This is a genomic window from Sphingobium sp. TCM1, from assembly GCF_001650725.1.
Taxonomy (GTDB): Bacteria; Pseudomonadota; Alphaproteobacteria; order Sphingomonadales; family Sphingomonadaceae; genus Sphingobium.
Window position 1 is genome coordinate 164,499 of the sequence record NZ_LXVX01000034.1, and the last position, 12,169, is coordinate 176,667.

Sequence of the window (12,169 nt, forward strand, 5' to 3'; positions counted from 1 at the left end):
CCCTGTCGCGGAGGTCACGAGACGCCGACAGGGTTCGATCCGTTAATCTACGGATAGGTTCGACGCGAGCCCGGGTTCACATCGCTGGTCTTGATCACCGGTCCTGAAGGGCCGCGTCGAGGCACATGTCCAATATTCGGTCACAGAAAGGTTTGTCCATGAAAGCGCTCGTTTATCAGGGTCCAGGCGCCAAGGCGCTCGAGGACCGGCCCAAGCCCGAAATCCGCGACGCCGGCGATGCGGTCGTTCGCATCACTCGGACGACGATCTGCGGGACGGACCTGCACATCCTGAAGGGCGACGTCGCGACCTGCGCACCGGGCCGCATCCTGGGTCATGAAGGCGTGGGCGTGGTCGAGGCGATCGGCGCGGGGGTCTCCGTCTTCAAGCCGGGCGACCGCGTGCTCATTTCGTGCGTCACCGCCTGCGGCCGGTGCGACTATTGTCGGCGCGGCATGTATTCGCATTGCACCACCGGCGGCTGGATCCTCGGCAACGAGATCGACGGCACCCAGGCCGAATATGTCCGCATCCCCCATGCCGATACCAGCCTTTACCCGATCCCCGAAGGCGCTGATGAGGAGGCGCTGGTGATGTTGAGCGACATCTTGCCGACCGGCTTCGAGTGCGGCGTGCTCAACGGAAAGGTCGCGCCGGGGGGCAGCGTCGCCATCGTCGGCGCGGGTCCGATCGGGCTGGCGACGTTGCTGACGGCGCAATTCTATTCTCCCGCTCAAATCATCATGATCGATCTCGACGACAACCGACTGGAAGTCGCCCGCCGTTTCGGCGCGACGCATGTCGTCAACAGCGCCGACAGGAAAGCGGCGGACGCGGTGAAGGCGCTGACCGAGGGACGCGGCGTCGACGCCGCGATCGAGGCTGTGGGCATTCCCGCCACCTTCCTGCTGTGCCAGGACATCGTGGCGCCTGGCGGCGTGATCGCCAATATCGGCGTCCACGGCTCCAAGGTCGATCTCCATCTTGAGCGGCTCTGGTCGCAAAACATCTCGATCACGACGCGGCTGGTCGACACCGCGACGACGCCGATGCTGCTCAAGACGGTCCAATCAAAGAAAATCGATCCCAAGCTGCTGATCACGCATCGTTTCGCGCTGGCGGACATTCTTGACGCCTATGACACCTTCGGCCGCGCCGCGGCGACCCAGGCGCTGAAAGTGATCATAGAAGCTTGACCACCGGGACCGACCCTGGCGCCCTGCCGCGCTATCGCTCCAATCTCCAGGGCGAGGTCGACGGCGCGGCGATCTATGCGGCGCTGGCCGAGAGCGAAGCCGATCCGAAACTGGCCGAGGTCTTCCACCGGCTCGCCGCGGTCGAGCAGGCCCATGGCGAGTTCTGGCGGAAGCGGATCGAAGCCGGCGGCGACCATTTTTCGCCTGCTCCCTCCGCAAGCGCACGCATCCTCTCCTGGCTGGCGAAGCGATTGGGACCGGCTTTCGTCCTACCGGCGATCGCGGCCAGCGAGGCGCGTGGCAGCACGGCCTATGACGCACAGCCCGATGCGAAGGCCGCCGGGCTACCGGCCGATGAGCGATCGCATGCCGTGCTGATGCGGGCCGCCGCCGGTAAAGGAGGTCTTTCAGGACCGACGATCGCCCTCCTCGAGGGACGCCACCGCGGCGGTGGCAACACATTGCGCGCCGCCGTGCTCGGAGCCAATGACGGCCTCGTCTCCAATCTCAGCCTCGTGATGGGTGTGGCCGGCGCCGCCGCGGCGGACAATACGCTGTTGCTCACGGGGCTTGCCGGTCTTGTCGCGGGCGCCTGCTCGATGGCGATGGGCGAATGGCTGTCGGTCACAAGCTCGCGCGAACTCTACCAGAGCCAGATCGCGACCGAAGCAGAGGAACTGCGCGAGGTTCCTGAGGAGGAGAAGGAGGAACTGATCCTCATCTATCAGGCCAAGGGCATTGCCGAACCGCAGGCGCGCGCGCTGGCGGAGCGGCTGCTGAGCAATGAAGGAACAGCGCTCGACACGCTGGCGCGCGAGGAACTGGGGATCGATCCGGACGAACTCGGCGGGTCCGCATGGATGGCGGCGAGCTGGTCGTTCCTGCTCTTTGCGGGCGGCGCCATCATCCCCGTGGCGCCGTTCCTGCTGCTCTCCGGGCGACCGGCGCTGATTGTCAGCCTGGCCGCCAGCGGCCTTGCTCTCGCGCTGATCGGTGCCGGCACAAGTCTATTTACCGGCCGCTCCGGGCTGTTCTCGGCGGTCCGCCAACTCGCCATCGGGATTGCCGCCGCCGTGGTCACCTATGGCGCGGGTGCAATCGTGGGCGTTTCGCTCGGCTGAGCGCCTCCATCATCGTGCGGGAGATGGGCGAGGTGTTCCCGCTGCACGGCGGAACGCCTGCAGCCCCGGGTCAAGACCGGAGACCCGAAGCTTCGGCGGGTCGTGGGTCGCGACTGGCAGAACAGCTACGCTGATTTCGCCGCCGGCCTGAAACGCCAACTGGCGGAAATACAGGATGCCAAGATCCGCCAGTGGACGATCTACGATATGCGGGCGGTCCTGGAAAGCGACAAGAAGGTCAGCGACCGGCGCGCTGCTCGGCGGCGTTGAGAGACGATGATCCCAGGGACTCGCCGCTGGCTCAGGCCATCATCGTGCCTGTCTCCACGAAGCGCTGATGCCATGACAGGGCTTCGGCCAGCAGGGACGGCGAGTGCTTCCCGTAGGATGACCGCAAGGCCCGCTCGAAATAATCGGACAGCGCCGGCCGGTAGCGAGGGTGAGCGCATTTCTCGATGATCAGTCGCGCGCGCTGCTTGGGCGAGAGACCGCGCAGATCGGCCAGGCCCTGCTCGGTCACGAGTATCTGGACGTCCTGGTTGATGTGGTCGACATGGCTCACTTGCGGCACGATGGCGGAAATCGCGCCACCCTTGGCGAGCGAGGGCGTCATGAAGATCGACACATAGGCGTTGCGGGCGAAATCGCCCGATCCGCCGATGCCGTTCTGGATGCGCGAGCCCATGACATGGGTGGAATTGACGTTGCCGTAGATGTCGGCTTCGATCAGCCCGTTCATCGCAATGCAGCCCAGCCGCCGGATCAGCTCGGGATGGTTGCTGATCTCCTGCGGACGCAGCACCATCTTGCCCCGAAAACGCTCCATGTCGGCATTGAGCCCGGCGGCGGCCTCGGGACTGAGCGAGAAGGCCGTCGCGGATGCCATCCGCAGCTTGCCGGCGGCAAGCAGGTCCAGCATCCCGTCCTGGATCACCTCGGTATAGGCGGTCATGTCCTCGAAAGGGCTGTCGACAAGGCCGGTCAGCACGGCGTTGGCGATGTTGCCTACCCCCGACTGGATCGGCAGCAGGGACGCGGGCAATCGGCCCTGTGCGACCTCATGGCGGAAGAAATCCAGCAGGTGACCGGCTATGGTCAGCGCGTCCTCGTCGGGCGCTTTGAACGGCAGATTGCGGTCGGGCGCGTCCGTTTCGACGATAGCGATGATCTTGGCGGGGTCGCACCGGAATCCGGTCTCGCCGATCCTGTCGTCCGGCCGCACGAGCGGGATCGGCACGCGGTGCGGGGGCAGGGCGGTGCCATAATAGATGTCGTGCATGCCCTCGAGCGCCGGGTTCTGCCAGCTGTTCACCTCGAGGATGACCTGGCTCGCCCTGTCCAGCCACGTCTTGTTGTTGCCGACCGACGACGACGGGATCAGCGAGCCGTCCGGCCGGATGCCACTGATCTCCACTAGCGCCGTGTCCAGCGGACCCAGGAAGCCCTGCCACGCCATCGGCGCGACCTGGCTCAGATGCATGTCGAAATATTCCATCTCGCCGCGGTTGATCTTGTCGCGGGCGATCGGGTCGGAGTTATAGGGCAGGCGGAATTCGATGCCGTCTGCCTTGGCCAGCGCCCCGTCGAGTTCCGGACCTGTCGACGCGCCGGTCCAGACGCGGAGCGAGAAGGGGTTGCCTGCGGCATGCTCGGCCTCGATCCGCTCGGCAAGGGCGAGCGGGACCGCCTTGGGATAGCCCGAACCAGTAAAGCCGCTCATGCCCACTGTGGTGCCGGGTGCGATCAACCGCGCGGCATCCTGCGCGCTCATCAGCTTCGACCGCAGCGCTTCGTAACCAATACGTCGTTCCTTCACCGTCCCGAATCTCCGATCGTGTTCAAACTGCCTGCAAGCATTCATGATACCGGGCCCGTGCGCCAGCGCCGTGCGTCCGCATGGGCGCCTACGGCCCCGGCCTATCGCTCCGCCGCGATGCCAATTGCCGGCATTTCAAACCATCCCGATAAGATCGAGGGACGCGGTCATGCAGCCACGGCGGCCTCGTCATCGATGCGCGGACTTCACCGGCCGCAAAGCGAATCGCTTGAGGCACTCCGCGCTTACCAGATAGCCGACCACCAGCAGTGCGATGGCGCCGAATATGGTTGCGCCTGGCATCGCGAAGCCGAGCAGACCGGCCGAGGGTAGCAGCGGCAGCAGCAGCGCCGCCGCAAGGCCGGCCAGCGCCGTGACGGTCAGCACGATGTGCGGCCGGCTCGACCAGGCCGGGCGGGATGTGCGGATCACGAACACCACCAGGATCTGCGTCAGCATCGATTCCATGAACCAGGCCGTGCGAAACTCCGGGATGCCGACGTGGAAGACGCCGAGCAGAAGCGCAAAGGTCGCCAAGTCGAAGAGCGATGACAGCGGTCCCATGATCGCGGTGAAGCGCACCAGCCCCCTTATGTCCCATCCCTGCGGACGCGCCAGATCGTCGCTATCGGCGCTGTCGAACGGGATGCCGATCTCGGACAAGTCGTAAAGAAGGTTGTTCAGCAGGACCTGCACCGGTGTGAGCGGCAGGAACGGCAGGAACAGCGACGCGACCGCCATCGTCAGCATGTTGCCGAAGTTGGAGCTCGTTCCCATCCGAACATATTTCATGATGTTGGCATAGGTTCGCCGGCCCTCGGCGACACCGTCGGCGAGCACGCCGAGATCGGGCGCGAGCAGGATCATGTCGGCTGCCTCGCGCGCAACGTCGGTGGCGCCGTCGACCGACAGGCCGACATCCGCGGCGCGGATCGCCGGCGCGTCGTTGATGCCGTCGCCGATGAAGCCCACCGTGTGGCCGCGCGCACGGAGCGCCCGCACGATCCGTGTCTTCTGGTCGGGCGTGACGCGGGCGAAAAGGTCGACCTGTTCCACGCGGGCAGCGAGTGCTGAATCATTCAGCTTCGCGATCTCTTCGCCGGTCAAAATACCTTCGACCGGCAGGGCGAGCGCCGCCACGAGATGCTGGATCACCGGCGCAGCGTCACCCGAAATCACCTTGATGCGGATGCCCGCCGCTTCGAGCCGGGCGACTGCGGTTGTGGCGCTGGGCTTGGGCGGGTCGACGAACACGCAATAGCCAGCGAAGACGAGTTCGTCTTCGCCGTGTGCGTCGATGCGCTCCTGTCCGGCGGCCGGCTTCCATGCGATGGCGAGCAGTCTGAGCCCCTGTGCAGCCCGATCGTCCCGCAATGCGCACAGCCGCGCGCGCAATCCATCGTCAAGTGGCAGAAGTGCCCCCGACCGGTCCTGCGCTCTCGTGCACAGGGCAAGCAGTGTCTCGGGCGCGCCCTTGACGATCTCGATCCGCTCGCTTCCTTGCTCGGCCAGGACCGCCACGCGTCGCCGCTCGAAATCGAACGGCCGTTCGTCCAGCTTGCGCCAGTCCTCGAGCGAGCGGCCAGTCATGTGGAGCACCAGCGCCTGGTCAAGCGGACTTTTCAGGCCGGTCTCGAAGCGGGCGTTGACCGCCGCCAGCTCCGCCACCCGCTCGTCATCCTCGCCGTCGATGCCTGGGTGGCCGACGAGCGTGATCCGCGCCTCGGTGAGTGTGCCAGTCTTGTCGGTGCACAATATGTCCATCTGGCCGAGGTCGTGGATCGCGGACAGCCGCTTCACCACCACTTTGGCTTTCGCCATCCGCTGAGCGCCGCGCCCGAGCGCGACGGTCATGATCATCGGCAAAAGCTCGGGCGTCAGGCCCACCGCGAGCGCCATCGCGAACAGGAAGGACTGTAGTGGCGGCCGGCCGAGGGCCAGATGGGCGAGCAGCACGAACAATACGAGGAAGATCGTGAGCCGCACGATCAATGTGCCAAGTTTGTGGATGCCATGCTCGAACGCGGTCGCCGGCTGCTTGCCGGCGAGCGAACGCGCAATCGCGCCGAAGCGCGTGCGCAAACCGGTCTGGACGACGAGCATCGTCGCCGTGCCGCCAATGAGCGATGTCCCGTGGAACAGCGCGTTGCGCGCGTCGGCCGGCGTCTCGGCGGTCATGACGGGCTCGATCTGCTTCTCGACCGGATAAGGCTCGCCGGTCAGCAGCGCCTCGTTCACCTGCGCGCCGTTTGCCGCCAGGACTATGCCATCGGCAGGGACGAGATCGCCCGCCGCAAGCATGACGATATCGCCAGCCACCAGCTCGCGCACGGGCAACTCGATCGGCTTGCCATCGCGCAGCACGGTCGCATGAAGGGCGATCGCCTGCTTGAGGGCTTCCGCCGTCGCTTCGGCCCTGTGCTCCTGGACGAGATCGAGGGCGGTAGACAGCACGACGACGATGAAGATGATCGCAAAGCTCGCCATGTCGCCGGTCGCCCCGGCTATGCCGGCGGCCACGAGCAGGATGGCGATCAGAGGATTGCCGAGGCGGCGCAGGAGGTCGAGCAGGAGATGCCGCTGCTTCGCCGCGGATATCTCGTTCGGTCCGTCACGGTCGAGGCGCAAGGCAGCCTCATTCGACGACAGCCCGTCGCGGGTCGCGGCGAGCGTGCGGAGAGAATCGTCGGGCGTAGCTTGCCAGAACGCCTTCGGCTCGGTCACCGCGGCTCCCGTCCGCTGAACCGCAGCAAGGACAGGAACAGGTTCAGGAAGTCGAGGTAGAGCGTCAGCGCACCCATTACCGCAGCGCCATTGCGCCCATCCGCGGCGCCCTCCTCATATTGACGCTTCAGCCGCTGGGCATCGAATGCGGTGAGCCCTGCGAACAGCAGGATGCCGATGCCCGAGGTGAGCAGATCGAGAGTGCCTGAGCGCACGAACAGATTAAGCAGCATCGTCACGATGAGCCCGACGAGCGCGATCGCGAAAAAGGCGCTCAGGCCGGACAGATCCTTGTGCGTGACAGTGCCCACCAGAGCGAGTACGGCAAATCCGGCAGCAGCGGCAACGAAGGTGTAGGCGACGCTGCCGCTGCTGTAGGTGAGCAGCACGCTGCCGAGCGACAGTCCGACGAGCGCGGCGTAGAGGATGAAGATCGCCCTGGCCATCGAGGCCGAGAGCCGGTCAATGCTGGCGCCGAGCAGGATCACGAGCCCGAGGGGCGCCAGCGTCACGATCCATCCAACGATGGTGAGCCCGCCCGCTGTGAACAGCGCGTCGGCGAGCGACCGGCTGTAGGCGACCAGAAGGGCGAACGCTGCCGATAGGATCACACCGCCGGCCATGTGGAGATAGACCGCGCTCATATAGGCGCCACCCCCCCGATACCCGCCGTTCGAATTGCCGGATGCCGGCCACTCAAATTCATTGCTTCGGTGGAGCATGCGAAGGTCCTCGCCTTGGGTAAGAGCTAGACCTCTACCCTGTGTCGGCACGTCGCGGCGACCAATCCGCAAAGCTACGTAAGCTGACAGGCGGGCGGGGTCCGTAGGCTTACCTAATTCGTCGTGCTGCAGAAGTTCCTATGAGCCGCTGACAGGCAACGAGGAGCAGGCAGTGGTTTCGCTATCGACGCCCGACAGAATGGCGACAAAATGTGCTGGTTATCCAGACGGCGCATTGGCTGAACTGTTCCTTCGCGCCATGAGAGTAGCCGTTGCGACCCTTGCAGGCGGGCTCGCGCCGTCGTCGCTCGGCGAGGCATTCGGTTGCTCGCGCGACCGGCAGAGGCGGACTGCGTCGATCCTGAAACCTGGCTGGCCCGGACATCGTCAGGCGCAGGTTCGTGGTGGCCGGCATGGGCCGCCTGGCTCGACCTTCATTCAAGTCCTCCAGGCCTACCGCCGCCGCTCGGCGGTTCCGGCGTGAACGCCGGGGCGCTCGGGAACGCGCCGGGCAGCTATGTCCTCGAAAGCTGACGAGCCGACCGCAACAAAGCCGTCGGGCGCATGGCGGCCCTGGTTTCTCGGCATCATCCTTGTGGCGGCGCTGGTCGGGGCGGTGCTGCATTTCGGCGAGATAGAGAACTTTGGCCGGCTGGTCGCTCGCGCCAATCTCTTCTGGTTGGCTCTTGCCGTCCTATTCCAGCTTTCGACCTATGCCAGCGTGGCGGCGGGCTGGGCGGTGGTGCTGCGCTGTGCGGGAACGCCGCGTCCGCTCCCCAGATTGATGCGAATCGCGCTCACCAAATTATTCGCCGACCAGGCAGTGCCGAGCGCGGGAATGGGGGGCAATGTCCTGCTCGTCGACCAACTCGTGCGGTTACGCGTGCCGCGCGGGACGGCGGTCGCGGCCCTGCTCGTGTCGATGATCGGCTATTATGCCGCCTTCGCATTTTTCGCGATCGTCATGCTGGTTCTGCTGTGGCTCCACGACAAGGCGACGCCGCTGATGGCCGGCGCGGTCACCACCTTTCTGCTGGTCGCGCTTGCGATTCCGTCACTCGCGCTCTGGCTCAGGCACCGCGGCAGCCAACCCTTGTCGCCTCGGCTCGAACGCGTAGGCGTAGTCCGCAACCTGCTTGAGATCGTCGGTCAGGCCCCGACGGATCTAATCGGCGACCGCCAGCTTCTGGTTCGCGTGACCGGCTTCAACGGGGCGGTCTTCCTGGCCGATGCGGCGACACTCTGGGCTTCCCTGAACGCCCTGGGAGAACCTGCGGCGTTCGGGACCGGATTCATCGCGCTTATCATGGCATCGATCATCGTCACGCTAGGCCCGATCCCGCTCGGTCTCGGCAGCTTCGAGGCAACCTCAATCGCAACGCTCGGTCTCCTGGGCGTGCCGATAGAGACTGCCTTTGCCGCCACGATGCTATTGAGAATCCTGACATTGTGGCTGCCGTTGCTGCCCGGTCTGATAACGATGCGCTCGGCGCTCAAGCGGCGGCCACTCCGGTCCGCCGATCGTGATAAGCCGGCCGAGCGGCAAACGGCAGGACGGCCGTAAGGTTTAGTACTTATCTGTGAAGTGGCGCATATCATTCTTATCATGGTCTTGATCAGCAAACAGATAGTGGTTCGAGACAAGCGTGACATTCATTTCCAGGCGCCGCCTGCTTTTGGGTGGCGGTGCCGTCGCTCTGGGCATGTTACAACAGACGAACGGACGCGCCGCCCTGCCAGGACCAGTTCCTCCGCGCCCGGTTCTGCTTCAACGCGCATTGAGTGCGCTGGATCGCCACGGCGCGACGATAAAGCAACGCGACGTGATCGGTATCGTGGATTTCAGCCAGGCATCGCGCACTCCCCGGTTCCATATCGTCGATGTGATGAGCGGGCGGAGCCAAAGTCTGCTGGTCGCGCACGGGCGCGGGTCCGATCCGGATCATAGCGGTTGGGTCGAGCGCTTCTCCAATTCACCGGGGTCGGCGGCATCTTCAGCGGGCGCTTATCTGGTCGGCAGCGGTTATTCAGGCAAGCATGGTCGCTCGCAGCGCCTGATCGGTCTTGACCCCGAGAACAGCAATGCCGAAAAGCGCGCTATCGTGATCCATGCGGCGTCCTATGTATCGGACGACATCGTTCGGACGACCGGCAAGCTCGGGCGAAGCCAGGGATGTTTTGCCGTTGCCCAAACCGCCATAATGGAAGTTCTCGGCCAACTCGGCCCCGGCCGAATGATCTACGCAGCAAAAATCTGACCATGCGGCTGTCGGTTTCGGATCATCGCCTTCCCTGTCTCCTCGGCCTATGAAACCACGCAATGCAGTCCTGGCAAGGACCGCAACGTATCACAATGGCCGCATTCGAGCGGCTCGGGCCGAATTCTGGTCCCACAAGCTCGGTGTCCGACGTCGCGCGCGTGACGAGCCGCTGCCCAAGATTCTCGCTTCGGGCAGCACTTCGTGGCTCACTCAAGCTGGTGCCCGGCACCTCAGAGATCTTGGGAAACCGTTCCCCTAGCATCGTCAGATCGAACAACGGCCCTTCGGACACTGCGCAGTATCGTCGCCGCGATGGCTGATCTCGCCCGCCAGCAATCCGCGAAGTGTGTTCATTTTCCGGCGTCGGTCTCGCTCGCCAGCAGGGCCTCGAACCGCTCGATATCGGTCTGGGTAATGAATTCCTTCACGCGTGTCGCCCATCTGGAACGCCGCCCCGACCCGTCCGGGTCGTTTGACCTATGTTGCCATATGCCGAGTCGAGTGGCGCTTGCGTCATCATGGGGGCCTCCGACCGTCAAACGCTGGCGCTGCGCCCCTCCTGCGATTGTGAAGGCACAGACGCTTGCGACGGGTCGTCTTGGAAGCGCGGGACTCTCCTAACCAGAATTGGGCGTTCAATCCGTGCCCACACGGGCTGACCTGCCAGGACGCAGCCAGGCGAGCAGGAACGGCCTGAGGTTTGGTGAAGCACCGTTGGGCGTCTCGATATCAATGTTCAGACGCTTGAATTGCCAATAGATCATCACGCTCATGACCGCGGCGTAAAAACACCAGACAGAAGCAAATGCGTATTCCTTGACGATCTCTGCGACCGTCAGCGCAATGACGTTCACCACGCCGTAGGCTTTGACGACGCGATGGGTGGACAGCAGCAGAGCACCGCACGTCGCTATAATATACAGGCAGGACACCCAGAAATCGCCGGTCAGCGGGTTACGGTAGGCGATCGAGTTCTGCTCGATAAAGACCTGGTTCGGAAAGAATATCAACCCGTAGACGTCCCATGCACATACGAACGCGCCGACGGCGGTCAGGCTGAGAATGACCTTTCTGCGCCAGCCGGGCGGTTCCATCAGCGCGACAGCGGCCGGCATCAGCAGGGGTAGTATCCCCTGCGCATAGAGCATGAACAGGAATGCGACATGATCAAGCGCAAGCTGGCCGATATGCCCTTCAAGGCCGAGCCAGACGAACCCTTCGGAGAATTGGTGAACTGCGAACAGCATCGGCACGGAAGCGAACAGCAGGGCTCGCGGCTCGCGGACATGCCGCAATGTCGCCACGCCGATCGATCCAATCACGGCGCTAGCGATAAAGCTGGAGCTGGCTGAAAAGCACATGTGGTCATTCCCCGAAAAGGGGCACGAACCCCTGACAAGCGCTTCCTGCGTCATTCGCAGCGTGATGCGCGGCGATAGTTGGCGTCTTCGGTGCCGTGGTCCAGTTTCAATTCAAGTGAAAGGCCGCAGGCCCATGGTCACAGCCATATATTTGGCCGGGTCCTTGTTGACGATCTCTGGCGCGCCCGCAGCAGCGATCCGCTCGCGACGAGATAATCTCATTCCATGCCGCCGAGATGGTCGAGACATGCTTGCTATCCCGCTCGGTGACGCCGGGCCACGCGGCCCGAACCGGAATTCCTTGGCCGTTTCCCGCTCGTAGACCGCCGTGCTTACGGGGGTGTTGCCTTGGATCGGGATGCTGGAGCGAACCATCTGATGCATATCGAGAAGGCTATCGAGCGTCGCACCGGTGGCGCCACCCACGAGATAGTGCGCGCGCGCCGGGCCGCCCAGCCGGGCGATGGCACGCGCCATATTGATGCCGCCATCCGGGTCATAATGTTCCTGGTGGGCCCGGATCTTGTGAGTGTGAAAGACGCGATCCGCCTCATAGGCCACATCTTTGGCCGGGTTTACCGTAAGGGTCGCAATTCTCTTCATGTCCGGGAGGTTATCATCGCGAGCCTTGGCGTCGGAATAAGTATATGTCCCGAGATGCTCCCCAATTCGGCTCGCTTGACTACTATGGCCGCCGCGACGGCTCTATCACCGCCATACCGCTGTGCAGCTATCGAGTTGGCTTCGGCGCGGACAGGGCTCCGTATTGTTCCCTATGTTGTCACGCCCCGGCTTTCGAGAGGAAAAGCTATGAAGAAATTCCTGCTTCTCGCCTTTGCCTGCTTCCTGCCTGCGGCATCCGTCCCCAACCCGCCGCATTGGCACAAGGCGCAGGCCGAACGCCTCGTCGAATGGCTCGACGCAGCTGCCGACGGCCCATCGGCCAAATCTACGCGGGCGGCCTAGCG

The 12,169-nt window shown here is 64.2% G+C and carries 11 protein-coding genes; 6 read left to right on the forward strand and 5 right to left on the reverse strand.

Annotation, left to right across the window (positions count from 1 at the left end):
* The first annotated feature begins 158 nt into the window (after positions 1–158).
* The 3 genes from A7Q26_RS17810 (at position 159) to A7Q26_RS25315 (ending at position 2,587) form a co-directional block, all read left to right on the forward strand.
* Positions 159–1,196 carry a zinc-dependent alcohol dehydrogenase family protein gene (locus A7Q26_RS17810; protein ID WP_066862204.1) on the forward strand — a complete coding sequence of 346 codons (1,038 nt, stop codon included), beginning with the start codon at positions 159–161 and terminating at the stop codon, positions 1,194–1,196.
* Complete coding sequence (locus A7Q26_RS17815) at positions 1,193–2,317, forward strand: VIT1/CCC1 transporter family protein (RefSeq protein ID WP_066862207.1); 1,125 nt, start codon at positions 1,193–1,195, stop codon at positions 2,315–2,317. Before A7Q26_RS17810 ends, A7Q26_RS17815 begins: the two co-directional genes overlap by 4 nt.
* 102 nt (positions 2,318–2,419) lie before the next feature.
* Positions 2,420–2,587 (forward strand): hypothetical protein, encoded by a 168-nt coding sequence (locus A7Q26_RS25315; RefSeq protein ID WP_157102600.1) that lies wholly within the window; start codon positions 2,420–2,422, stop codon positions 2,585–2,587.
* Between the two features lie 31 nt (positions 2,588–2,618).
* On the opposite strand, the gene A7Q26_RS17820 is transcribed toward A7Q26_RS25315, so the two are convergent.
* The 3 genes from A7Q26_RS17820 to A7Q26_RS17830 all read right to left on the reverse strand — a co-directional run bounded on the left by A7Q26_RS17820 (position 2,619) and on the right by A7Q26_RS17830 (position 7,501).
* The gene (locus tag A7Q26_RS17820; RefSeq protein WP_232313851.1) at positions 2,619–4,133 is read right to left on the reverse strand and encodes an acetyl-CoA hydrolase/transferase family protein; all 1,515 of its coding nucleotides are present in this window, start codon (positions 4,131–4,133) and stop codon (positions 2,619–2,621) included.
* A 189-nt stretch (positions 4,134–4,322) separates the two neighbouring features.
* The gene (gene mgtA / locus A7Q26_RS17825; RefSeq protein WP_066862209.1) at positions 4,323–6,857 is read right to left on the reverse strand and encodes a magnesium-translocating P-type ATPase; all 2,535 of its coding nucleotides are present in this window, start codon (positions 6,855–6,857) and stop codon (positions 4,323–4,325) included.
* Entirely contained in the window at positions 6,854–7,501 is a 648-nt protein-coding gene (locus A7Q26_RS17830; RefSeq protein WP_232313852.1) for a Bax inhibitor-1/YccA family protein, read from the reverse strand. The genes mgtA and A7Q26_RS17830 overlap by 4 nt, the downstream gene beginning before the upstream one ends.
* A gap of 595 nt (positions 7,502–8,096) precedes the next feature.
* On the opposite strand from A7Q26_RS17830, the gene A7Q26_RS17835 reads away from it, so the two are divergent.
* Both A7Q26_RS17835 and A7Q26_RS17840 read left to right on the forward strand, forming a co-directional pair.
* Positions 8,097–9,143, forward strand: a complete 1,047-nt coding sequence (locus A7Q26_RS17835) for a lysylphosphatidylglycerol synthase transmembrane domain-containing protein (protein ID WP_025291858.1) — start codon at positions 8,097–8,099, stop codon at positions 9,141–9,143.
* 82 nt (positions 9,144–9,225) lie between these two features.
* Positions 9,226–9,837 (forward strand): murein L,D-transpeptidase catalytic domain family protein, encoded by a 612-nt coding sequence (locus A7Q26_RS17840; RefSeq protein WP_039996501.1) that lies wholly within the window; start codon positions 9,226–9,228, stop codon positions 9,835–9,837.
* A 638-nt stretch (positions 9,838–10,475) separates the two neighbouring features.
* Here A7Q26_RS17840 and A7Q26_RS17845 read toward each other — a convergent pair.
* Positions 10,476–11,201 carry a DUF6629 family protein gene (locus A7Q26_RS17845; RefSeq protein ID WP_025291860.1) on the reverse strand — a complete coding sequence of 242 codons (726 nt, stop codon included), beginning with the start codon at positions 11,199–11,201 and terminating at the stop codon, positions 10,476–10,478.
* Between the two features lie 111 nt (positions 11,202–11,312).
* Positions 11,313–11,804, reverse strand: a complete 492-nt coding sequence (locus A7Q26_RS17850; RefSeq protein WP_053000622.1) for a hypothetical protein — start codon at positions 11,802–11,804, stop codon at positions 11,313–11,315.
* Positions 11,805–12,011: 207 nt separating this feature from the next.
* Between A7Q26_RS17850 and A7Q26_RS25325 the strand changes: the two genes are divergently transcribed.
* Entirely contained in the window at positions 12,012–12,167 is a 156-nt protein-coding gene (locus tag A7Q26_RS25325; protein WP_157102602.1) for a hypothetical protein, read from the forward strand.
* Positions 12,168–12,169: the final 2 nt, after the last annotated feature.